This window comes from Streptomyces sp. NPDC007983 (assembly GCF_042958345.1).
Taxonomy (GTDB): domain Bacteria; phylum Actinomycetota; class Actinomycetes; order Streptomycetales; family Streptomycetaceae; genus Streptomyces.
On the sequence record NZ_JBIBJI010000004.1, the window covers coordinates 751047 to 776340 of the forward strand.

Sequence of the window (25294 nt, forward strand, 5' to 3'; positions counted from 1 at the left end):
GACAACATGACGTCTTCGAGGAACAGCCGCGCCTCCGCCCTGCCCGAGGAGATGCGGGAAGCCCTGCGCCGCCGGCTCGCGGGCAAGGCCGGACGCTCCGGGACCGGGATCCCCCGCGCGGACCGTACGCGGCCCCTTCCGCTGTCGTTCGCGCAAGCGCGGCTGTGGTTCCTGCACACCCTCCAGCCGGACGAGGCGGGCTACAACAGCGCGGTCGCCCTGCGGCTGACCGGCGCCCTGGACACCGCCGCGCTCTCCCGGGCGCTCGACGCCCTGGTGGAGCGCCACGAGGCGCTGCGGACCGTCTTCGAGGACGGTGACGGGCAGCCGTCGCAGGTGGTGCGCGAGGCCACCGCGGTTCCGCTGCCGGTGGCCGACCTCACCGGCGGCCCCGGGGCGCTGGACGACACGCTGCTCGCCGAGTACTCCCGCCCGTTCGACCTGCGCACCGGGCCCCTGCTGCGGGCACTGCTGGTGCGGCTGGCCGACGAGGAGCACGTCCTGCTGCTCACCGCCCATCACATCGTCACCGACGGCTGGTCCATGGGCATCCTGCAGGACGAGCTGTGCGCGCTGTACGGCGCCGGGCCGGACGGGGCGGGACTGGACGCGCTGCCGCCGGTGCCGGTGCAGTACCCGGACTTCGCGGTGTGGCAGCGCGAGCGGCTTTCCGGGGCCACCCTGGACAAGCAGCTCGACTACTGGAAGGGGCGGCTCGCGGACACCGTCCCGCTGGAGCTGCCCACCGACCACCCCCGGCCCTCGGTGCGCACCTCGGCGGGCGCGGTGCACGAGTTCACCGTGGACCGTGCGGTCGCGGCGCGACTGAAGGAGCTGGCGGCGGAGCGGCGCACCACCCTGTTCACCGTGCTGGTCGCCGCGTGCAAGGGGCTGTTCGCCCGCTGGTCGGGGCAGGACGACATCGCGCTGGGCACCGTCACCTCCGGCCGTGGCCGCACCGAACTGGAGCGCGCCGTCGGGTTCTTCGTGAACACCGTGGTGCTGCGCTCCGGGGTCGACGTCGCGCGTTCGTACCGCGAGCTGATCGACGAGGCCGGTACGACGGTCCTCGACGCCTTCGCGCACGACGAGACGCCGTTCGAGCGGCTGGTGGAGGCCGTGGGGGCACGCCGGGACGCCGGGCGGAACCCGCTGTTCGACGTGATGGTGCTGCTCCACAGCACCCCGCGCGGCGCGCCGCGCCCGGCCGGTCTGACGGCGGCGGGCGTCGATGTGCCCCGGCAGTCCTCGACGTTCGACCTCAGCGTGGAGTTCGTGGAGGACGGGGAGGAGCTGCGGGGGCTGCTGGAGTACAGCACCGAGCTGTTCGACGCGGAGACCGCCGAGCGGATGGCGGGGCATCTGCTGGTGCTGCTCGACGCGGCGAGCGCCGAACCGGACCGGCCGGTGCGGGAACTTCCGCTGCTGACGCGGGAGGAGCGGCGGCAGGTGGCGGCGTGGGGCCACGGTCCCGCGCTGGACGTGGAGCCGACGACGTTCCCCGCCGTGTTCGAGGCGCGGGCGGCCCGTACCCCGGCGGCGACGGCGCTGGTCGCCGGGGAGGAGACGTACGACTTCGCGGCGCTCAACGCGGCCGCCAACCGGCTGGCGCACCGGCTGATCGGGCTGGGCGTGGGCCCCGAGCGGATCGTCGGGGTGAAGCTGCCGCGCACCGCCGACATGGTCGTGGCGATCCTCGCCGTCCTCAAGGCGGGCGGTGTGTATCTGCCCATCGACCCCGAACTGCCGCAGGAGCGCGTCGCGTTCCTCCTGGACGACGCCCGGCCGATGCTGGTGCTGGACGAGGAGGCCGTACGCGCGGTCCCCGCCACGCTGCCTGCGACCGACCCCACCGACGCCGACCGGACCGGCACGCCGCACCCGGACAGCGCGGCGTACATCATCTACACCTCCGGCTCCACCGGCCGCCCCAAGGGGGTGGCCGTGACACACCGGGCCATGGTGAACCTGCTGGTGGGCCACCGCCACGGTTTCGTGGCCGAGGCGGGCGGCGGTCCGCTGCGCGCCGCGCTGACCGCGTCGTTCTCCTTCGACACCTCGCTGGAGGGGCTGCTGCTGCTGGCCGACGGCCATGAGCTGCACCTCATCGACGAGACCACCCGGCTCGACCCGGCGGCGCTGGTGGACCACATCGCCGGACACCGGATCGACTTCCTCGACCTCACCCCGTCGTATCTGCGGCAGCTCCTCCCGGCCGGGCTGCTCACCGACCCCCGGCACCGGCCCCGGGTGCTGATGCTGGGCGGTGAGGCCATCGGCCAGTCGCTGTGGCGGCAGCTGGCGGAAGTCCCCGGCACCACGGCGTACAACTTCTACGGCCCGACCGAATGCACCATCGACGCGCTCGCCGCCCGCATCGGCGGTGGCGGGCGTCCGGTGGTGGGGCGGCCGCTGGGCAATCTGCGCGCCTATGTGCTCGACGCCCGGCTCCAGCCGGTCCCGGCCGGGGTCGCGGGAGAGCTGTATCTGGCCGGTGACCAGCTCGCGCGCGGTTATCCGCACCGCCCGGGCCTCACGGCCGAGCGGTTCGTGGCCGATCCGTTCGGGCCCGCGGGCGGCCGGATGTACCGCACCGGTGATGTGGCCCGCTGGACCGCCGCCGGGGAGCTGGACTACCTGGGCCGCGCCGATGACCAGGTGAAGATCCGGGGCCACCGCGTCGAACCGGGCGAGATCGAGGCCGCGTTGCTCGACCTGCCGTCCGTCGCCGAGGCGGCCGTGGTCGCCGTGACCGACGACCGCGACCACGCGCGGCTGGCCGCCTACTACGTACCGGCCGCCTCCGCCGAACCGCCCACCGCGCAGGAGCTGCGGGCGGCCCTGAAGCGCACGCTGCCGGGCCACATGGTGCCCGGCGCGTTCGTCGCCCTGGACGCCATGCCGCTCACCACGAGCGGCAAGCTCGACCGGCGCGCGCTGCCCGCCCCGCGCCCCGACGCCGACCGCCGGGACCACGCCTACACCGCGCCGCGCACCCCGGTGGAGGAGGAGCTGGCCCGGATCTGGGCCGAGGTGCTGGGCGCCGGGACGGTCGGTGTGACGGACAACTTCTTCGAGCTCGGCGGCGACTCCATCCTCAGCATCCAGGCCGTCTCCCGGGCGCGCCAGGCCGGGCTGCGGCTCAGCTCCCGGGATGTGTTCCTGCACCAGACCATCGCCGACCTGGCCGCCGCCATCACCCCGCGCGCCGCGCCCGGTACGGACGACGACACCGCCGCCGAGCCGACGGGCCCGGCGCCGCTGACCCCGATCCAGCACTGGTTCTTCGCCACCCACGGCCCGCTGCGCCACTTCACCATGTCGATGGTCGTGGACCTGCCGTACGACGTGGACGAGACCGCGCTGAACACCGCCCTGGAGTCGGTGGCCGCCCACCACCCGGCGCTGCGCACCCGGTTCGTGAACGAGAGCGGCGAGTGGCGCCAGCACGCCGACGCTCCCGCGGCCGGGCCGCTGATCCGCCGCCACGACCTGTCCGGGCTCGACGGCGACGCGCTGCACGCCGCGGCCGAGGCGGCCGCCGGGGCCGCCCGCGCCGAACTCGACCTGACCACGGGCGCGTTGCTGCGCGCCGCTCTGATCCTGCGCGGCGCCGGGACCCGGCCGCGGCTGTTCCTGACCGCACACCACCTGGCCGTGGACAGCGTCTCCTGGCGCATCCTGCTCGGCGACCTGGAGACCGCCTACCGGCAGGCGGTGGCCGGGGACACCGTCAAGCTGGACCCGGTCGGCACCCCCTTCACCCGCTGGGCCCACCGGCTGAGCGACCATGTGCTGGCCGGCGACCTGGACGGCGATTTGCCGTACTGGGAGGGCGTGGCGCGCGCGGGCGGCGCGGACCTGCCGGTGGACCGCCCGGGCCGGGCCACCGCCGGCACCACCCGCACGGTCCGGGTGCGGCTGGACCGCGACACGACCGACGCGCTGCTGCGCCGGGTGCCCGGGGTGTACCGGACGCAGATCAACGACGTCCTGATGAGCGCGCTCGGCCGGGTGCTCGCCGACTGGACGCACACCGACCGGGTGCTGGTGGCGATGGAGGGCCACGGCCGGGAGGAGATCGACGACACCGTCGAACTGTCGCGGACCGTCGGCTGGTTCACCACCCAGTACCCGGTGGCACTCACCCTGCCCGACGGTGGCTGGGGCCCGGTTTTGAAGTCGGTGAAGGAGCAGCTGCGGGCGCTGCCCCGCAAGGGGCTGAGCTACGAGGCGCTGGCCCACTTGAGCGCGCCCGGCTCCGCCGCCCGCGCGCTGCGCGACGCCCCGCTGCCGGGCATCTGCTTCAACTACCACGGCCAGTGGGATTCCGTACCGGGCGACGACGCGTTCACCCTCACCGGGGAGACCCTGGGGCAGGACCTCGCCGCCGACGAGCCCTCGACGTATCCGCTCGATGTGTCGGGCGTGGTGGCCGCCGGGGAGCTGCAGCTGACCTGGCTGTACTCCGACCGCGTGCACGACGGGGCCACGGTGCGGCGGCTCGCGGACGGGATGCTGGCGGCGCTGCGGGAGATCGTCGGCCACTGCGCCGAGCCGGGCGCGGGCGGACGTACGCCGTCGGACTTCCCGCTCGCCCGGCTGGACCAGGCGGGCGTGGACCGCCTGGTGGGCGACGGGCGCGGAATCGAGGACGTCTATCCGCTGACCCCGCTCCAGGAGGGCATGCTCTTCCACCGCCTGGTGGGCGACGGGACGGACGTCTATCTGGACCAGGCCACCCTGACCCTGGCCGGGGTGAGCGACCCGGAGGCGCTCGCCCTCGCCTGGCAGCGGACGGTCGACCGCACGCCGGTGCTGCGCAGCGGCGTGGTGTGGGAGGACGTCGAGCGGCCCGTGCAGTTCGTACGCCACCGGGCCGCCGTGCCCATCACCCAGGTGGACTGGCGGGAGCTGCCGGAGGAGCGGCGCGCGGCCGAGCTGGACCGGCTGCGGGAGCGGGACCTGGCGCTCGGCCTGGATCTGACGGAGCCGCCGCTGATGCGGCTGACCATCGTGCGGCTGCCCGGCGACCGGGTGGAGCTGATCTGGACCTCACACCATCTGATCCTGGACGGCTGGAGCCTGGCCCAGGTGTTCTCCGAGGTGTGCGAGCGGTACGCCGCGGCGGCCCGGGGAGATCGCCCGGCGCTGACCGCCCGGCGGCCCTTCCGCGACTATCTGCACTGGCTGGACCGCCAGGACGGGCGGGAGGCCGAGGAGTACTGGCGGGCGCTGCTCGCGGGGGTCGCCGCGCCGACTCCGCTGCCGTACGACCGCAAGCCCCTGGAGTCGCACCGGGCCGGTTCCTCGGCGACGGTGGCGGTGGCGCTGGGGACCGGTGTCTCGGCGGAGCTGCGCGCGGCCGCCCGGCGCCACGGCCTGACCGTCAACACGATCGTGCAGGGCGCGTGGGCGCTGCTGCTGTCCCGGTACAGCGGCGAGCCGGACGTGGTGTTCGGCACCACCGTCTCGGGCCGCCCGGCCGAGCTGGCCGGGGTCGAGTCCATGGTGGGCATGTTCATCAACACCCTGCCCACCCGGGTACGGGTCGACGGCGCCCGGAACGCCGCCGAGTGGCTGCGGGAACTCCAGATGGCACAGGCGCGGGCGCGGGGGTTCGAATCCGTGTCGCTGGCTCAGCTGTCGGCGTGGAGCGAGGTCCCGGCCGGTACGCCGCTGTTCGACAGCATGGTGGCCTTCGAGAACTACCCCTTCGACGACTCCTCGGCGCGCGAGGCGGGGCTGCGGATCCTCGACGTCCAGTCGACGGACGCTACGAACTTCCCGCTGAGCCTGCGGGCCCATCTCTCCGACCGGCTCGGCTTCGACCTCGGCTACGACCCGGAGCTGTTCGACGCCGGGACCGCGGAAGCCCTCGTCGACCGGCTGTGCCGGCTGCTGACCGGCATCGCGGCCGACCCCGACCGTCCACTGCGGGCCCTGCCGTGGACGACGGCCGAGGAGCGGCGGCGGATCCTGGTGGAGTGGAACGGCTCGGCGGAGGAGGTGCCGGAGCGGACCGTGGTGGACCTGTTCGAGGAGCAGGCCGCCCGCACCCCGGACGCCACCGCCGTCACCTGCGGCGCGGAGTCGCTGTCGTACGCGGAACTCGACGCGCGTGCGGGCCGGTTGGCCCACCGGCTCGCCGCCGGGGGCGCGGCGCGGGAGGGGTATGTGGCACTCGCCCTGCCCCGCTCGCTCGACATGATCGTGGCGATCGTGGCCGTGCTGAAGACCGGGGCGGCGTATCTGCCGATCGATCCGGACCAGCCGGCCGGGCGGATCGCCCATATGCTCGCCGACACCGAACCCGTACTGCTGCTGACCACCGCCGGCCTGGACGAGCGGATCGCGGCGGACACCGCCGTGCCCCGGCTGTGCCTGGACGACCCGGCCGTGGCCGCCGATCTGCGGCAGCGCCCGGCCACCCTCCCGGCCGCTGCCCGGCCGCTGCCGGACAGCCCGGCCTACGCCATCTACACCTCGGGGTCGACCGGTAGCCCCAAGGGCGTGGTCATCCCGCACGCCAATGTGGTGCGGCTGTTCTCGCAGACCCGTCAGTGGTTCTCCTTCGACGCCTCGGACGTGTGGACGCTGTTCCACAGTTACGCCTTCGACTTCTCCGTCTGGGAGATCTGGGGGCCGCTGCTGCACGGCGGCCGCCTCGTGGTCGTCCCGTACGCGGTCTCGCGCTCCCCGGAGGAGTTCCTGCGGCTGCTGGCGGACGAGCGGGTGACGGTGCTCAACCAGACGCCGTCGGCCTTCTACGCGCTGATGCGCGCGGACGAGGAAAACGCCGAGAACCCCGGGGCGCGGCTTTCGCTGCGCCGGGTGATCTTCGGCGGTGAGGCGCTCGACCCGCGCCGCCTGGAGGGCTGGTACGCACGGCACGCGGACACCGCGCCCGTGCTGGTCAACATGTACGGGATCACCGAGACCACCGTGCACGTCACCCACACCGCCCTGGACCGCGCCACCGCGGCCCGCGCCACCGGCAGCGGCATCGGCACCGGCATCCCCGACCTGCGGATCTACGTCCTCGACGGCGCCCTCGAACCGGTGCCGCCGGGCGCGGTCGGCGAGCTGTACGTGGCGGGCGCGGGACTGGCCCGTGGCTATCTGCGCCGCCCGGGGCTGACCGCGTCCCGTTTCGTCGCCGACCCGTTCGGCCCGCCGGGCAGCCGGATGTACCGCACCGGCGACCGGGCCCGGTGGAGCGCGGACGGCGAGCTGGAGTATCTGGGCCGCGCCGACGACCAGGTCAAGATCCGCGGTTTCCGGATCGAACCCGGCGAGATCGAGGCCGCCCTGACCGCGCATCCGGGAGTGGCACACGCCGTGGTGACCGCGCGCGAGGACCGCCCCGGGGTGCGGCGGCTGGTCGCCTACACCGTGGCCAGTGCCACGGCCGAGCCGCCGTCCGCCGCATGCTTGCGGGAATTCCTCGGGCGGGCCCTGCCCGAGCACATGATTCCGGCCGCCTACGTCCCGCTGGACACCCTGCCGCTGACCGTCAACGGCAAGCTGGACCGGGCCGCGCTGCCCGCCCCGGGCGCGGACGGCCTCGCCACGAGCGCCGAGCGGATCGCCCCGCGCACCGAGGCGGAACGCACGGTGGCCCGGGTGTGGGCCGAGGTCCTGGGGGTCGAGGAGGCGGGGGCCGAGGACAACTTCTTCGCCCTGGGCGGCGATTCGATCCTCGCCATCCGGGTGGCCTCCCGGCTGCGTACCGCATTCGGCACGGACGTCTCGCCACGCACCCTGTTCACCCATGCCACCGTCGCCGCACTGGCCGCCGCCTTGAGCACCCCGGACGGCGCCGCGCCGCGCGGTGTGATCCCGGCCGTGGAGCGGGGTGGCGACCTGCCGCTGTCGTACGCGCAACAGCGCCTGTGGTTCCTGGACGGCTTCGACGACCGCGACACCGAGTACGTGACCCCGTTCGCGCTGCGGCTGCGCGGGCGGCTCGACACCGCCGCCCTGCGCACCGCGCTCGACGGCCTGGTGGCCCGGCACGAGCCGCTGCGCACCACGTTCGCCGAGGTGGACGGCCACGGTGTGCAGCGGATCCACGACCCGTACCGGGTCGAGCTGCCGCGCCACGACCTCACCGCCTTCCCCGCCGAGGAGCGCGAACGGGAGCTGGAGCGGCTGCTCGTACGAGAGGGTGCCACGGCCTTCGACCTCGGCACGGGTCCGCTGCTGCGCGCCTCCCTGATCCGGCTGGACGACGAGGAACACGTCCTCACCCTCACGATGCATCACATCGTCACCGACGGCTGGTCCACCGCCGTCCTCAGCGACGATCTGAGCGAGTTGTACGCCGCGGCGGTGGCGGGCCGCAGCCCCGAACTGCCCCCGCTGCCGCTGGGGTACGCCGACTACGCGGCCTGGCAGCGCGACCCGGACGGCGGGGCCGCCACGGTGGAACCGCAGCTGGAGCGCTGGCGGAAGACCCTGGCCGGCCTGGCCCCGCTGGAGCTGCCGACCGACCGGCCGCGCCCGGCGGTGCAGACCAGGAACGGGGCGCTGCTGGACTTCACCCTCGACGCGGAGCTGGTGGACCGGCTCCGCGCGACCGGGCGGCAGAGCGACGGCACCCTCTTCATGACCCTGCTCGCCACCTGCCAGGTGCTGCTGGCGCGCTGGTCGGGGCAGGAGGACATCGCGGTGGGCACCGTGACCTCCGGCCGGGAGCGGCCGGAGCTGGAGCGCCTGGTCGGGATGTTCGTGAACACGCTCGTGCTGCGCGGCCGGGTGCGCGCGGACCGCCCGTTCGGCGAACTGCTCCAGGAGGTGCGCGACACCGTATCGGACGCCTTCGCCCACCAGGACGTGCCGTTCGAGCGGATCGTCGACACGCTCCAGCCGGAGCGGGACACCAGCCGCACCCCGCTGTTCCAGGTGATGGTGGCGCTGCACAACCTGGGCAGCGAGGTGCCGAGCCTGCCCGGGCTCGCCGTGGAGGCCGTGCGCATCCCGAGCCGCACGGCCGCCTTCGACCTCGGCTTCGACTTCGTGGAACACCAGGGCGCCCTGACCGGCTTCGTGGAGTACAACACCGATCTGTTCGACGCCGCGACCGTACGGCGGATGGTCCACCAGCTGCGGCTGCTGCTGGAGGCGGTGGCGGACGACCCGGGACGCACGGTGGGCGAACTCCCGCTGCTGACCGCGCGGGAGCGGCACACGGTGCTGGAGGAGTGGAACGACACCGCGCTCCCGGTGGCGGACACCACCTTCCCGCGCCTCTTCGAGGAGCGGGCGGCCCGCACCCCGCACGCCACCGCGCTGGTCGCCGCCGACGCCACCTACGACTTCGCGGAGCTGAACGCCCGCGCCAACCGGCTGGCCCACCAGCTGATCGCGCTCGGGGCCGGTCCCGAGACGGTGGTGGCGGTCCGGCTGCCGCGCACCGCCGAGCTGATGGTGGCCCAGCTCGCCGTCCTCAAGGCGGGCGGCACGTATCTGTACGTCGATCCGGAACTGCCCGCCGAGCGCGTCACGTTCCTGCTGGAGGACGCGGCGCCCGCGGTCGTCCTCACCCCCGAGGCGCTGCGCGACGCGCCGCTGGGCGACCTGCCCGCCACCGACCCCACCGACCGGGACCGGCGCTCCCCGCTGCGGCCCGCGAACACCGCGTACATCAACTACACCTCGGGTTCCACCGGCCGCCCCAAGGGGGTCGCCGTCGAGCACCGCCAGCTGGTCAACCTCTGCCACGACCACCGGGCCTCGCTCATCGGGCCGCACGCCGCCGAGGCGGGCCGACCGCTGCGCGCGGCGCTGACCGCGGCGTTCTCCTTCGACACCTCCTGGGAGGGCGCCGTGTTCCTGGCCGCGGGCCAGGAGGTGCATCTGATCGACGACGCGGTACGGCTCGACCCGGCCGCCCTGGTGGAGCTGATCCGCGCCCGGGGGCTGGACTTCCTCGACCTCACCCCCTCGTATCTGCACGAGCTGATGGCCGCCGGGCTGTTCGACGGCCGCCACCGGCCCCGGATCGTCATGGTGGGCGGCGAGGCGCTGGGGGCCGCGCTGTGGCGGGAGCTGCGCGCGGTGCCCGGGGTGGCGGCGTACAACTTCTACGGGCCCACCGAGTGCGCCGTCGACGCGGTGTACGGGCGCCTCACCGACCTCGGGGACCGTCCGCTCATCGGGCGCCCCGGCCACAACCTGCGGGCGTACGTCCTGGACGGGGCGCTGCGGCCGGTGCCGCCGGGGGTGCCCGGCGAACTGCACCTGGCCGGTGCGCAGGTCGTGCGCGGCTATCTCGGCCGGCCGGGGCTGACCGCGCGCCACTTCGTCCCCGACCCGTACGGCCCGCCCGGCTCCCGGATGTACCGCACCGGCGACCGGGCCCGCTGGACGGCGGACGGGGTGCTCGAATTCCTCGGCCGCACCGACGAGCAGGTCAAGATCCGTGGCTTCCGCGTCGAGCCCGGTGAGATCGAGGCCGCCGTGCTGGACCATCCGGCGGTCGAGGACGCCGTGGTGGTGGTCCGGGAGGACACCGGCCACCGGCGGCTGGTGTGCTACCTCGTGGCCACGGGGGCGGAGGCCGCGCCCGGCGCGGCGGAGCTGCGCACCCGCCTCAAGGAGACCCTGCCCGACTACATGGTCCCGGCGGCCTTCGTGCCGCTGGACCGGATGCCCCGCACCGACGCCGGAAAGGTCGACCGGCGGGCGCTGCCCGCGCCGCCCGCGCAACCGCAGGCGGAGACCGCGTATGTGGCGCCCCGCAGCGAGACCGAAACCGTGCTCGCCCGCGTGTGGTCCGAGGTCCTCCGCGCCCCGCGGATCGGTGTGGAGGACAACTTCTTCGCCCTGGGCGGTGATTCGATCCTCAGCATCCAGATCGTCTCCCGCGCCCGCCAGGCGGGGCTGCGGATCACCTCCAAGGACGTCTTCCGCCACCAGACCATCGCGGAGCTCGGCTTGAGCATCGGGTCCGCCCCGGAGCGGGACCCGGCTCCGGCCGGTCCGCCGACGGGCCCGGCGCCGCTGACCCCGATCCAGCACTGGTACCTGGGCGGGCGGCGGCCCGGCGATCCGCACCACTTCACCATGACCCACCGGCTGCGGCTCGCCGACGACCTCGACGAGGCCGCGCTGCGGCGGGCGGTGGACGCCCTCGTGGCGCACCACGCGGCGCTGCGCACCCGGTTCCTCGTCATCGACGGTGAGTGGGCGCAGGAGGTTCTGCCCGCCGCGCCGGGGCCGGTTGTCGAACGGCACGATCTGTCCGGCCTCGATGAGGTGGCATCGGAACACGCCGTACGGGAGGCCACGGTCGCGGCGCAGACCGGGCTGGACATCGCCGAGGGCGCGGTGCTGAAGGCCCTGCTGTTCACCTACGGTCCGCATCAGGCGCCCGAGTTGGTCGTCACCGTCCACCATCTGGTGGTCGACGGCGTCTCCTGGCGCGTCCTGCTCGGCGATCTGGAGACCGCGTACGAGCAGGCCGTGTCCGGAGCCGCGCCCGCTCTGCCCCCGGCGAGCAGCGCCTACGCACACTGGGCGGCCCGGCTGGCGGAACACGTGCGCTCCGGCGGGCTCGACGGCGACCTGGAGTACTGGACGCGCACCGCGCGCGCCACGCCCGCGCCGCTGCCCGTCGACCGCCAAGGCGCCAACACCCAGGAGACGGCGGCCACGGTGACCGTCGCCCTCGGCCGCGCCGAGACCGAGGCGCTGCTGCGGGACGTCCCGGACGTCTACCGCACCCAGATCAACGATGTGCTGCTCAGCGCCCTCGGCCGGAGCCTGGCCCGCTGGACCGGCGGCGACACCGTGCTGATCGGGGTGGAGGGGCACGGCCGCGAGGACCTGTTCGAGGAGCTGGACCTCTCCCGTACGGTGGGCTGGTTCACCGCCGAGTTCCCGCTCGCGCTGACCGTAGCGCCGGGCGCGGACTGGCGGGACACGCTCAGGTCCGTCAAAGAGCAGCTGCACGCCGTCCCGCACCGCGGGCTGAGCCACGGGGCGCTGCGCCACCTCTCCCCCACCGCGGGCGAGCGGCTGCGGGGCGGTCCGGCCCCGCAGATCGGGTTCAACTACCACGGCCAGTGGGATGTCGCCGCGGCCGACGAGGCCACTGGCCTCTACCGGGCCGCCCTGCCCACCACCGGCCAGGACGCGCCGGACGACGAGACCCGTACGTACCTGCTGGAGGTCACCGGAGCGGTCCAGGGCGGCCGGCTGGAGCTGGGCTGGAGCTATCCGGCGCTGATGTACGACGAGGCGACCGTGCGCCGCCTCGCCGAGGACGTGCTCGCCGCGCTGCGGGAGATCGTCGCGCACTGCGCGGAGCCCGGCGCGGGCGGCCGCAGCCCCTCCGACTTCCCGCTCGCCCGGCTCGACCAGCGCCAGGTGGATCTGATCGCGGGCGACGGCAGGGACGTGGAGGACATCTATCCGCTGACCCCGTTGCAGGCGGGCATGCTCTTCCACGGCCTGGTCGACACCGGCGGCGCCTACTTCGACCAGATCGCGCTGCGCATCGGCGGCATCGCCGACCCGGACGCCTTCGCCGCCGCCTGGCAGCGGGTCGTGGACCGGACACCGGTGCTGCGCAGCGAGGTCCGCTGGGAGGGGCTGGAGGAGCCCGTCCAGGTGGTGCGCCGCCATGCCGTACTGCCCACCGCCCGGCACGACTGGCGGGAGCTGCGGCCGGACGGGCAACAGGCCGCGCTGGAGCGGCTGCTCGCCGAGGACCGGGCGGCCGGGATGGAGCTGACGGCGGCCCCGCTGACCCGGATCGCGGTGGCGCGGCTGACCGACGACGAGATCATGCTGGTGTGGACCTCGCACCATCTGATGCTGGACGGCTGGTCCACCGGGCAGATCTTCGCCGAGGTGTGCGAGCACTACGCGGCGCTCACCGAGGGCCGCAACCTGAACCCGCCCGCGCGCCGCCCGTTCCGGGACTTCCTGCGCTGGCTGCGGGAGCAGGACCAGGAGCGGGCCGAGCGGCACTGGCGTGACGTCCTGGCGGGCTTCACCTCCCGGACCCCGCTGCCGTACGACCGGCCGCCGAGGGAGGCGCACCGCGCCACCTCCGGCGCGCTGACCCGGCTGGAGCTGACCGGGGAGGTGTCCGCGCGGCTGCGCGAGACGGCCCGGAGCCGTGGGCTGACCGTGAACACGGTGGTGCAGGGCGCCTGGGCGCTGCTGCTGTCCCGGTACAGCGGCGAGCCGGACGTGGTGTTCGGCACCACCGCCTCGGGCCGCCCGGACGGGCTGCCGGGGGTGGAGACGATGATCGGCATGTTCATCAACACGGTCCCCACCCGGGCCGTGGCCGACGGCGGCCGCGATGTGGCGGACTGGCTGCGGGAACTCCAGGAGCAGCAGAGCGAGTCCCGCCGCTTCGACTTCCTCTCCCTCTCACGCATCCAGGCCTTGAGCGAACTGCCCGCCGCCGAGGGGCTGTTCGACTCCATGGTGGTCTTCGAGAACTATCCCTTCGACGAGAAGTCGGCGGCCGGCGCCGGGATCGCCATCCGGGAGGTGCGGGCCGAGGACGCCACGAACTTCCCCCTGGTCTGCCGCGCCTATCTCGGCGACCGGCTCGGCTTCGACATCGCCTACGATCCCGCGCTGTTCGACGCGGCGACGGCGGAGCGGGCGGCGCGCCACCTGGGGACACTCCTCACCGGCATCGCGGACGGCGCCGGGCGCACCCTGGACGATCTACGGCTGCTGACCGGGGCCGAGGAGCGCCTGGCGGCGCGGGAGTGGAACGACACCGACCGGCCGCTGCCCACGGGCTCCCTCGCGGAGCTGTTCGCCGAGCAGGCCGCGCGGACCCCGGACGCCATCGCCGTCACCGACGGCGACACCGCCCTCGGCTACCGCGACCTCGACGCGTGGTCGGGCCGGCTGGCGGCGGTCCTGGCCGAGTCGGGGGTGCGCGCCGAGGACCCGGTGGCGCTGCTCATGGACCGGTCCGCCGCACTCGTCGTGGCACAGCTCGCGGTGGTCAGGGCCGGTGGGGTGTACATACCGGTGGACACCCGCGCGCCGCGCGCACGGCAGCGGGAGCTGCTGGAGCGGACGGGCGCGAAGGTCGTGCTGACGGCGGACGACGTGGCCGCCGCGCGCGACGGCGAGCGGACGCCACCCGCCGGGCCGGTGGACCGGGACAACCTGGCGTACGTGATGTTCACCTCCGGGTCGACCGGGGTGCCGAAGGCCGTGGGGGTGCGCCACCGCGATGTGGCGGCGCTCGCCTTCCACCGGGCCTTCGCGAGCGGCGGCCACGCCCGGGTGCCGCTGCACTCCCCGGTGGCGTTCGACGCCGCCACCTACGAGGTGTGGGTGCCGCTGCTGCGCGGCGGCCGGGTGGTGGTGGCCCCGCCGGGCGAGCTGGACGCGGCGGGTGTGCGGCGGCTGGTGGCCGGGCACGGGGTGACGGGACTGTGGCTGACCGCCGGGCTGTTCCGGCTGCTGGCGCAGGACGACCCGGAGTGCTTCGCGGGGCTGCGCGAGGTGTGGACCGGTGGCGATGTGGTGCCCGCGGCGGCCGTGCGCCGGGTGCTGGCGGCCTGCCCCGGGCTGACCGTCGTGGACGGCTACGGGCCGACCGAGACGACGACGTTCGCCACCGCCTTCCCGATGGCCGAGGCCGACGGGGTGCCCGAAGTGGTGCCGATCGGCGGGCCGCTGGACAACATGCGGGTGTACGTCCTGGACGCGCGGCTGCGGACCGTCCCGCCGGGTGTCGTCGGTGAACTCTTCGTCGCCGGTGAGGGCGTGGCCCGCGGCTATCTGGGCCGCCCGGGTGCGACGGCGGCGGCCTTCCTCGCCGATCCGTACGGGCCCGCCGGGGAGCGGATGTACCGCACCGGCGACCTGGCGCGGCGGCGGCCGGACGGCACGGTGGAGTTCGTCGGCCGCGCCGACCAGCAGGTGAAGGTCCGGGGCTTCCGGATCGAGCCGGGCGAGGTGGAGAACGTACTGACCGCCCACCCCGGGGTGGCGGACGCCGCGGTGGTGGCCCGGGAGGACCGCCCGGGGGTGAAGCGGCTGGTGGCCTATGTGGTGCCGGGCGGCGACGGGGCCGTGGACGGCGCGGAGTTGTGCGCCCATGTGGCGGCCGGGCTCCCGGACTACATGGTGCCCTCCGCGGTGGTCCCGCTGGACGCGCTGCCGCTGAGCCGCAACGGCAAGCTGGACCGTACGGCGCTGCCCGCCCCGGATTCCGGCCCCGACCGGGCCGCCTATGTGGCCCCGCGCGACGAGGCCGAGCGGCGCGTGGCGCGGATCCTGGCCGAGGTGCTGGGGGCCGAACGGGTCGGCGCCGAGGACGACTTCTTCGTCCTCGGCGGTGACTCCATCCTCAGCATCCGGCTCACCTCGCGGCTGCGGGAGGCCTTCGGCGCGGAGGTGTCGCCCCGGCTGGTGTTCACCCACTCCACCGTGGCCGCCCTCGCCACGGCCCTCACCGGGGCGAGCGGCCGTACGGAAGGGGGCCCTGCGCCGATCACACCGGTGCCCCGGGACGCGGAGCTGCCGCTTTCGTATCCCCAGCAGCGACTGTGGTTCCTGGACTCCTTCGCACCGGACAGCACCGAATACATCACCCCGCTGGCGCTGCGGATGCGCGGCACCCTCGATGTCCGGGCGCTGGAGGACGCGCTGACCGCGCTGGTGGCCCGGCACGAGTCGCTGCGCACCACCTTCGACGCGGTGGACGGACGCGGGACGCAGATCGTGCACGAGCCCGCTCCGGTGCGCCTCATCCGGCACGATCTGTCGGGCCTTCCCGCCGACCGGCGGGAGGCGGAGCTGACGGAGCTGCTGACGCGGGAGCGGGAGCGCCCCTTCGACCTGCGGCGCGGCCCGCTGCTGCGGGCCGGGCTGATCCGGCTGGGGGCCGATGACCACGCGCTCACCCTGACGCTGCACCACATCATCACCGACGGCTGGTCCACCGGTGTGCTCCTCGGCGATCTGCGCGAGCTGTACCGGGCGGCGCTGCACGGTGACACGGCGGCGCTGCCACCGCTCCCCGTGGGTTACGCCGACTTCGCGGCCTGGCAGCGAAACGAGCTGTCCGGCCCGTCCGCCGAGGATCAACTGGCGTACTGGACGCGGCAGTTGCGCGACGTGGAGCCGCTGGAGCTGCCCACCGACCGGCCCCGTCCGGCGGTGCGCAGCGGACACGGCGCGACGGCGGAGTTCGAGGTGCCCGCCGCGGTGAACCGGCGCCTCAAGGAGTACGGCCGGGCCCGTGGCACCACCCTCTTCATGACGCTGGTGGCGGCGGCCCAGGTGCTGCTGGCCCGGCTGTCGGGCCGGCAGGACATCGCCGTGGGGACGGTCACCTCGGGGCGGGAGCGCGCCGAGACGGAGCGTCTGATCGGCTTCTTCGTCAACACGCTGGTGCTGCGCTCCTCGGTCGACCCCGAGCGCGGCTTCACCGACTTCCTGGCCGATGTGCGCGGCACCGTCCTGGACGCCTTCGCCCACCAGAGCGTGCCGTTCGAGCGAGTGGTGGACGAGGTGCAGCCCGTCCGGGACACCAGCCGGACACCGCTGTTCCAGGCGATGGTGGTGCTGCAGAACATCCCCGGCGGGCCACTGGACCTGCCCGGACTCGCGCTGGAGGACATCGCCCCCGAGACCAGCACCGCGAGCTTCGACCTCACGCTGGAGTTCGCCGAGGCCGACGGGGGCGCGCTGCGCGGGCTGATCAGCTACAGCACCGATCTGTTCGACGCGCCGACGGCCGAGCGGATGGGCGCGGCCCTGCGTTCGCTCCTCACCGGCATCGCCGACGACCCCGAGCGGGCGGTGGGCGCGCTGCCGCTCGCCACCCCGGCCGAGCTGCGCCGCACCCTCGTGGAGTGGAACGCCACCGGGCACCCCGTACCACCGGCCACGCTGGCCGAGCTGTTCGAACGGCAGGCGGCGGTGTCCCCGGACGCCACGGCCGTGGTGTCCGGGGCGGGCGCGCTCACCTTCGCCGAGCTGGAGACGGCGGCCAACCGGCTGGCGCACGAGCTGATCGGGCGCGGTGTGGGCCCGGAGAAGCTGGTGGCGCTGGTGCTGCCGCGGTCGGTGGAGATGGTGGTGGCGCAGCTGGCGGTGGTGAAGGCGGGCGGCGCGTTCCTGCCGGTCGACCCCCACTATCCGGCGGAGCGGGTGGCGTTCATGCTGCGGGACGCCGAGCCCCTGGTCGTCCTCGACGACGTGGCGTCGGCGTGGGCCGGGGACGGCCCCGCGGACCCGCCGTCCGTCCGGGGGCTGACACCGGACCATCCGGCGTACGTCATCTACACCTCCGGGTCCACCGGGGTTCCCAAGGCGGTCATGGTCACCCACGCGGGGCTGGCGAGCTTCTCGGCCGCCGCCGCGGCACGCTACGACGTCCGGGCCGGGGACCGGGTCCTGCAGTTCGCCTCGCCGAGCTTCGACGCCTCCGTGCTGGAGCTGTGCGTATCCCTGCCGAGGGGGGCCGCGCTCGTCGTCGTGGAGGAGGGTCCACTGCTGGGCGAGCGGCTGGCCCAGGTGCTGACGGAACAGCGGATCACCCATGCGCTCATCCCCCCGGCGGCGCTGGCCACCGTGCCGGAGACGGCGCGGGAGACGGGCCTGCCGGAGCTGCGCACGCTGATCGTCGGCGGCGACGCGTGCTCCGCCGAACTGGTGGACCGCTGGGCCCCGGGACGCCGGATGATCAACTCGTACGGTCCGACCGAGGCGACCGTGGTGAGCACCTGGTCCGGGCCGCTGACCGCCGGTACGGGTGCGCCGCCGATCGGCGGGCCGATCCGTAACACCCGGGCCTATGTGCTGGACTCCGCGCTGCGCCCGGTTCCGGTGGGCGTGGCCGGGGAGCTGTACGTGGCCGGGGCCGGACTGGCCCGCGGCTATCTGGGCCGGCCGGGGCTCACCGCCTCCCGTTTCCTGGCCGATCCGTTCGGTCCCGCGGGCGGGCGGATGTACCGCACGGGCGATGTGGTGCGCTGGACCGCCGACGGCGAGCTGCGGTTCGTCGGCCGGGCCGACGACCAGGTCAAGGTCCGGGGCTTCCGGATCGAGCCGGGCGAGGTGGAGAGCGCCCTGCGGCGCAGCCCCGAGGTGGGCGAGGCGGTGGTGGCCGTACGGGACACCGGGCCCACGGCCGAGCATCCGTCCGGGCTGAAGCGCCTGGTCGGCTACGTGGTTCCGGCACTCGGCGGCACGCCGACGACCGCCTCGCTGCGCGACTTCCTGGGCCGCACCCTGCCGCCCCACATGGTGCCGTCGGCGTTCGCCACCCTGGAGGAGCTGCCGCTCACGCCCAACGGCAAGGTCGACCGCCGCGCCCTGCCCGATCCGGATCCCGCACCGGCCCCGGGCGCGGACCATGTCGCGCCGCGCACCCCGATGGAGAGCCGGATCGCGGCGATCTGGGCGGATGTCCTCGGCCTGGACCGGGTCGGTGTGAACGACAACTTCTTCGACCTCGGCGGGGATTCCATCCTGAGCATCCAGGTCGTCTCCCGCGCCCGCCAGTCGGGGCTGCGGCTGTCCACCAAGGACCTCTTCACCCATCAGTCGGTGGCCGCCCTGGCCGCCGTGGTCACGGCCGAACGGGACGACGAGGGCGGGGCGGAACCGGTGACCGGAGACCTTCCGCTCACCCCGATCCAGCGCTGGTTCTTCGCCACCCACACCGTCAACCCGCACCACTTCAACCAGTCCACCCTGCTGGAGCTGGATCAGAAGCTGGACGAAGCGGCGCTGGAGGGGGCGCTGGCCGCGCTCCTCGTCCACCATGACGCGCTGCGGATGCGGTTCACCGAAGACGGCGGGCAGTGGCGGCAGTACAACCCGGAACCCGAGGCGGCGGAAGTCCTCGCCCGGTACGACCTGTCCGGGCTGCCGGAGCAGGAGGCGGACGCGGCGATGGAGAAGGCGGCCGACGCCCTGCACGCGGGCTTCGACCTCGGCAGCGGACCGCTGCTGAAGGCCGCGCTGTTCCGCTTCGGCGACGACCGGCGGCCGTTCCTCTTCCTGACCGCCCACCATCTGGTCATCGACGGGGTGTCCTGGCGGATCGTGCTGGACGACCTGGACACCGCGTACCAGCAGAGCCTGCGGGGCGAGGCGGTCGACCTCGGCCCCAAGACGACCTCGTTCCGGGACTGGGCCCGGCAGCTCGCCGAACAGGTCGCCGACGGCGCCCTGGACCACGAGGTCGACCACTGGGCCTCGGCGCTGGACGCGCGGCCGCTGCCGGTCGACCGCGCGTCGGCCGCCCCGGGCGCCGAGACCCGGGCGGTTCCGGTGGAGATCGACGAGGCGGACACCGAGGCGCTGCTGCGTGCGGCCCCCACCGCGTACCGCACCCGCATCAACGACGTGCTGCTGGCCGCCCTCGCGCTGGCGCTGTCGCGCTGGACCGGCCGGGAGCGGGTCTCCGTCGAACTGGAGGGCCACGGGCGCGAGGACGTCATCGAGGGCGCCGATCTCTCCCGTACGGTGGGCTGGTTCACCACGATGTACCCGGTCTCCTTCGACCTGCCCGCCACCGGGGATTCCCCGTCCGTCGACTGGCGCGGCCTGGTCAAGTCGGTCAGGCGGCGGCTGCGGGCCGTCCCCGGCAACGGCTTCGGCTTCGGGGCGCTGCGGACCTTCGGCACGGACGCGGTACGGGAGCGGCTGACCGGCACCGGCGACGGGCCGCAGGTGGTGTTCAACTACCTCGGCCAGTGGGACGCCCGGTCGGCCGAGGCCAAGGACGGCCTCGTCCACGCCGAACACGGCTCCTTCGGCCAGGACCACGACCCCCGCGAGGGCGGATCGCATCTGCTGGAGGTCGTGGGCGCGGTGCAGAACGGGCGGCTCGGCTTCACCTGGTACTACCGTCCCGATGTCCACGAGGAGTCGACCGTGGCCGCGGTGGCCGCGGACTTCGCGGACGCGCTGCGCCGCATCGCCCAGGACTGCCGGGGCGGTGCCGCATGAGCGAGGAGCGGGGAGAAGTGGCGCGCGGCGAGGCGGGCGTGGCGACCGACGACCGCGCCGCTCCGCCCGTGCCCCTGGCGCGCAACCGCGGCTACCGGCTGCTGTGGGGCAGCCAGGCGCTCTCGGAGTTCGGCTTCCACGCGTCGATGATCGCGTTTCCGCTGCTGGTCCTGGCGCTCACCGGTTCCGGTGCCGCCTCCGGCCTGGTGATGGGCACGATCGCCGCCGCGCAGATGGTGGCCGGGCTCCCGGCGGGTGTTCTGGTGGACCGGTACGACCGCAAGGCGCTCATGCTCGGCTGCGAGGCGGCCCAGGCGGTGTCCGCCATCAGTCTGGTGATCGCGGTGTGGAGCGACGCGGCCACCGTGCCGCACATGGTCGCCGTCGCCGCGGTGTTCGGCGCCGCCGCGGCCCTCTTCGAACCGGCCGAGAACGCCGCGCTGCCGCTGCTGGTGGACATCGCCCAGCTGCCCGCGGCGGTCTCGATGAACACGGCGCGGGCGTCGATGGGCCAGCTCTCGGGCACCGCGACCGGCGGGTTCCTGTTCGCCGTGGGGCGCTTCGTCCCCTTCCTGGCCGATGCCGTCATGCACACCCTGTCGTTCGTCGCGCTGCTCTTCCTGCGGCTGCCGAAGCGGGAGCGGCCCGCCGCCCCGCCCGGCAGGCTCGGCCACGAGATGCTGGCCGGTCTGCGGTGGGTGTGGCAGGAGCGCCGGATCCGGGTCACCATCCTGTGCGCGGTCGTGCTGAACCTGTTCTTCAGCGCCTTCTACCTCGTCGTCATCGTGCTCGCCGGAACCCGAGGGGTGCCGTCGGGGGAGGTCGGGGTGATGGCGGCCATGCTCGGGGTGGGCGGGGTCGCCGGCGCGCTCGCCGCGCCCGTACTCCACGGCCGCCTCGGCGCCTACCGCGCCATCGTGGCGGTGTTCTGGGCGCTGACCGTGCTCACCCCGGTCGCCGCCCTCGTGCACAGCGGCTATCTCACCGGGGTGCTGTTCGCCCTGATGGCGCTGTTCCCGCCCACCGCGAACACCGCGATCATGACGGAGCAGCTGCTGCGCACCCCCGACGAGCTGCGCGGCAGGCTCACCAGCGTCCTCGCCCTGGCCTGCGGGGCCGCGGGCGCGGCGGGCCCCGCGCTGGGCGGCCTGCTCACCCAGGCCCTGCCGGGCGACCGGGCGATCCTGGTGTGCTCGGCCGGAATGGCCGCCGCGGCCGTACTCGCCACCGCCAGCCCGACCCTGCGCGGGCTGTCCCCGAACCCCCCGCCCGGCAACCGGCCGGCGGCGGCCTGACCACATCCACGCAAGTTCCGTACAAAACGATGGAGGAGAACAGCTCATGGACGACAACGCCCGCTACCAGGTGCTCCGCAACGATGAGGACCAGTACTCCCTGTGGCCCGCCGACCTCGACGTACCCGACGGCTGGCAGACCGTCGGCAAGGAGGGCACCAAGGACGAGTGCTCCGCGTACGTCGACGAGGTGTGGACCGACATGCGGCCCCGCAGTCTGCGCGAGCGCATGGCCGAGTCGGGTTCCTGAAGCGACGCCCCGGCGCCCGCCGGGGAATCTCCGGGGCGCGGTGTCCGTTTCCGCCCGAGGAGGCCGGACGGACACCGCACCCGCAGGAGGCAATCATGTACGGCGACGAAGCGACGATCCGCACGATCCTGGGCGAGCTGGGCGACACCTGGGCGGTCGTCGGCCTGTCCTCCAACCAGGCCCGCGCGGCCTACGGCGTGGCCGGGGTGCTCCAGCGCCACGGCAAGCGCGTCGTGCCCGTGCACCCGAAGGCCGAGACGGTGCTCGGCGAGCCCGGCTACGCCACCCTCGCCGAGATCCCGTTCCCGGTCGACGTGGTCGATGTGTTCGTCAATTCCGAGCTGGCCGGGCCGGTCGCGGACCAGGCGGTGGAGATCGGCGCCAAGGCGGTGTGGTTCCAGCTCGGCGTCGTCGATCCGGCGGCGTACGAGCGGACCCGCGCGGCGGGTCTTGAGATGGTGATGGACCGCTGCCCCGCCATCGAGATCCCCCGGCTGGGCCGGGGGAGCACCGGGGCGGGAAACCCGCTGTGAGCCGGTGCGCTCCACCGGGTAGCGTCATGTGATGATCCCGATACGCGCCGCCCGCCCCGACGACGCCGCCGAACTGGTCCGGCTGCGGCGGCTGATGTTCCACGCGATGCACGGCACGGACGAGCCGGGCCCCTGGGAGGCGAGCGCCGAGGAGGCCGTGCGGCGGCAGCTGAGCGAACCGGAGCCCGTGCTCGGCGCGTTCGTCGTGGACGGGGACGAGCCCGGGGACTCGCGTCTGGCGGCGTGCGCGGTGGGGCGGGTGGAGGAGCGGCTGCCCGCGCCCGCCCACCCCACGGGACGCTTCGGGTTCGTCTTCAACGTGTGCACCGACCCCCGCTACCGAGGCCGGGGCTTCGCTCGCGCGACGACGGAGGCCCTGCTCGACTGGTTCGCCGCGCGGGACGTCACCCGCGTCGACCTGCACGCCACGGAGGACGCCGAGCACCTGTACCGGAGCCTGGGCTTCGCCGAGCACTCCATCCCGCTGTCGCTGGATCTGTCCCGGCGTCGTGCGTGACGGCTATACGCCGAGCCCCTCCAGCACGACCGCGCCCGGCAGCCCGGCGAGCACCTTGCCCGGCACGATGAGCTTGCCCCGGCGGCTGCCGCTGCCGATGAGCGCGTACGGGATGTCGGCGACGGCGGCGTCCAGCAGCAGCGGCCAGCCGTCGGGCAGCCCGATCGGGGTGATGCCGCCGAACTCCATGCCGCTCTCGCCTGTCGCCGTTTCGATCGGCGCGAACGACGCCTTACGGGCGCCCAGATGGCGCCGTACGACCCCGTTGACGTCCGCGCGGGTGTGGGCGAGGACCAGGCACGCGGCGAGCGTGACCTCACCGCCCCGCTTCCCGGCCACCACCACGCAGTTGGCGGACTGCTCCAGCAGCCAGGAGCCGTAGTTCTCGACGAGCACGGCGGTGTCGGCCTTGTCCGGGTCGGTGTCCACGTAGAGGATCTGCTCCACGGGGGCCGAACCGCTCCACGCGCGCAGCGCGCCGGCGACGGGGGCGGTCAGCAGATCGAGGCGCTCCACGGCGGGTCGGATATCGTCGAAGGCGTCCATCGGGGTACTCATGGCGACAACGTAACAGCCGTACGGGGCCGGGGCGGGCCCGCTCAGCGCGGGGGCGGGATGGACACCGCCAGGGTCATGGTGACGGCCCCCTCGCCGTCGTTGCGGTAGGCGTGCGGCACGTTCGACTCGAAGATCGCCGAGGTGCCGGCGGGCACGGCGTACTCCTGGTCGTCGACCACGAGCGTGAGCTCACCGTCGCGGACGTGCAGCATCTCGACGGTGCCGGGCGGGTGCGGATCCGAGTCGCTGCCGTCGCCCGGCATCAGCCGCCAGTCCCACAGCTCCAGCGGCCCCCGCGCCTCCGTACCGACGAGCAGCACGGTGTGGCTGCCCGCCTCCGTGGACCACATCCGCACCGCCTGCTCGGGCGGCACGAGCCGCACCCGCGCTTCCTGCTCGTAGTCGAGCAGGGTGGTGATGCTCACGCCGAGCGCATCGGCGAGCTTCACGGTGGTGCCGACGCTCGGGTTCGTACGGGCCTGCTCGATCTGGATGATCATGCCCCGGCTGACCCCGGCGCGGGTGGCGAGGGCGTCCAGGGTGTAGGCGCGTTCGTTGCGCCAGCGCTTGAGATTGCGGGCGAGCGACTGTGTGAGCTGATCGAGGTCCGTCACGGATTCCAGTCCAATATTGTAAATGGCATAGTCGAACAGATTGAACTACGGTGGGGTGTACTCCAGCGTCCATCTCACTGTACGGCGAGGTTTCCCCATGTCCGCACTCTTCGCTCTGGCCACCAGCCTCATGTGGGGGCTGGCCGACTTCGGCGGAGGGCTGCTCACCCGGCGCACCCCCGCGCTCACGGTGGTCGTCGTCTCGCAGATCATCGCGGTGACCGTGCTCGGCGCGATCGTGGTCGCCACCGGCGGCTGGTCCGAGGCCGGGCCGCAGCTGTGGTTCGCCGCGGCGGCGGGCGTGGTGGGCCCGGCCGCCATGCTCTGCTTCTACCGGGCGCTCGCGCTCGGCCCGATGGGTGTCGTCTCCCCGCTCGGCGCCCTGGGCGGGGTCATGGTGCCGCTCGCGGTCGCGATCGTACTCGGCGAGCGGCCCGGGCTGCTCCAGCTGGCCGGGGTCGTGGTGGCGGTGGCCGGGGTGGTCCTGGCCGGCGGGCCGCAGACCGGCGGCGCCCCCGTACAGCGGCAGACCCTGCTGCTCACCCTGGTCGCCGCGCTGGGCTTCGGCTCGGTGATGGCGCTGATCGCCGAGGCGTCCTCCACCCTGACCGGGCTCTTCCTCGCGCTGTTCGTGCAGCGGGTGTGCAACGTGGTGGTCGGCGGCACCGCGCTGCTGGTCTCCGTACGGCGCGGCGCCCGCGCGCTGCCCGAGGGCGGCCTGCGCGCCGTCGCGGCGACCCTGCCCGCGCTCGCCTTCGTGGGCCTGGCCGACGTCGCCGCCAACGGCACCTACAACCTGGCCGCCCACCACGGGCCGGTCACCATCGCCGCCGTGCTCGCCTCGCTGTACCCGGTGGTGACCGCGCTCGCCGCCCGCGGGCTGCTGGGCGAGCGGCTGCGCGCGGTGCAGGCGACCGGCGCCGGGCTCGCCCTGGTGGGCACGGTGCTGCTGACGACGGGCTAACGTGCCGGGAACGGCAGGAAACGCGGACCGAAGGAGACGGCAGTGGCGGAGCGGGCGCTGATCGCGGGAGTGGGCGGCAAGGAGCCGAAGGTCGATCCGGAGGCGTTCACCGCCCCGACCTCCGTGGTGATCGGCGATGTGTCGGTGGCCGCGGGAGCGAGCGTCTGGTACCACGCCGTGCTGCGCGGCGACGCCGAGTCGATCAGCGTGGGCGCGCACAGCAACATCCAGGACAACTGCACCGTGCACGCCGACCCCGGCTTCCCGGCCACCGTCGGCGAGCGGGTCACGGTGGGCCACAACGCGGTGCTGCACGGCTGCACCGTCGAGGACGACGTCCTGGTCGGCATGGGCGCCACGGTGCTGAACGGCGCGCACATCGGCGCGGGCTCACTGATCGCCGCCCAGGCACTGGTGCCGCAGGGGATGCGGGTGCCGCCGGGCTCGCTGGTGGCGGGCGTTCCGGCGAAGGTCAGGCGCGAGCTGACCGAGGAGGAGCGGGAGCACGTCCGGCTGAACGCCGAGGGCTATGTGGAACTGGCCCGCCATCACCGCGCTGCGGCGGAGGGGCGGGCCGGCGAGGCGGAGTGACGCCAAG

9 protein-coding genes are annotated in these 25294 nt (G+C 74.2%); 7 read left to right on the forward strand and 2 right to left on the reverse strand.

The genetic code is table 11. The features are described from left to right. The first annotated feature begins 6 nt into the window (after nucleotides 1-6). The 5 genes from ACFZCY_RS16865 to ACFZCY_RS16885 all read left to right on the forward strand — a co-directional run bounded on the left by ACFZCY_RS16865 (nucleotide 7) and on the right by ACFZCY_RS16885 (nucleotide 22560). A complete protein-coding gene (locus ACFZCY_RS16865) occupies nucleotides 7-19965 on the forward strand; it encodes a non-ribosomal peptide synthase/polyketide synthase (protein WP_391173566.1) in 19959 nt (6652 codons plus the stop codon). After that, nucleotides 19962-21260 carry an MFS transporter gene (locus ACFZCY_RS16870; protein WP_391173570.1) on the forward strand — a complete coding sequence of 433 codons (1299 nt, stop codon included), beginning with the start codon at nucleotides 19962-19964 and terminating at the stop codon, nucleotides 21258-21260. Before ACFZCY_RS16865 ends, ACFZCY_RS16870 begins: the two co-directional genes overlap by 4 nt. Nucleotides 21261-21306: 46 nt before the next feature. Further along, nucleotides 21307-21510 carry an MbtH family NRPS accessory protein gene (locus ACFZCY_RS16875; protein ID WP_391173574.1) on the forward strand — a complete coding sequence of 68 codons (204 nt, stop codon included), beginning with the start codon at nucleotides 21307-21309 and terminating at the stop codon, nucleotides 21508-21510. Nucleotides 21511-21605: 95 nt separating this feature from the next. Then, a complete protein-coding gene (locus ACFZCY_RS16880; protein ID WP_391173577.1) occupies nucleotides 21606-22043 on the forward strand; it encodes a CoA-binding protein in 438 nt (145 codons plus the stop codon). Nucleotides 22044-22074: 31 nt separating this feature from the next. After that, nucleotides 22075-22560 carry a GNAT family N-acetyltransferase gene (locus ACFZCY_RS16885; protein WP_391173579.1) on the forward strand — a complete coding sequence of 162 codons (486 nt, stop codon included), beginning with the start codon at nucleotides 22075-22077 and terminating at the stop codon, nucleotides 22558-22560. A gap of 3 nt (nucleotides 22561-22563) precedes the next feature. On the opposite strand, the gene ACFZCY_RS16890 is transcribed toward ACFZCY_RS16885, so the two are convergent. Together ACFZCY_RS16890 and ACFZCY_RS16895 are read right to left on the reverse strand one after the other, a co-directional pair. After that, a complete protein-coding gene (locus ACFZCY_RS16890) occupies nucleotides 22564-23118 on the reverse strand; it encodes a YbaK/EbsC family protein (RefSeq protein ID WP_391173582.1) in 555 nt (184 codons plus the stop codon). A 41-nt stretch (nucleotides 23119-23159) separates the two neighbouring features. Beyond that, nucleotides 23160-23732, reverse strand: a complete 573-nt coding sequence (locus ACFZCY_RS16895; protein WP_391173584.1) for a cupin domain-containing protein — start codon at nucleotides 23730-23732, stop codon at nucleotides 23160-23162. 97 nt (nucleotides 23733-23829) lie between these two features. On the opposite strand from ACFZCY_RS16895, the gene ACFZCY_RS16900 reads away from it, so the two are divergent. Next, nucleotides 23830-24696 carry an EamA family transporter gene (locus ACFZCY_RS16900; protein WP_391173586.1) on the forward strand — a complete coding sequence of 289 codons (867 nt, stop codon included), beginning with the start codon at nucleotides 23830-23832 and terminating at the stop codon, nucleotides 24694-24696. A gap of 42 nt (nucleotides 24697-24738) precedes the next feature. Further along, nucleotides 24739-25287, forward strand: coding sequence for a DapH/DapD/GlmU-related protein (locus ACFZCY_RS16905; protein ID WP_391173588.1), 549 nt, complete (start codon nucleotides 24739-24741; stop codon nucleotides 25285-25287). Nucleotides 25288-25294 lie beyond the last annotated feature (7 nt).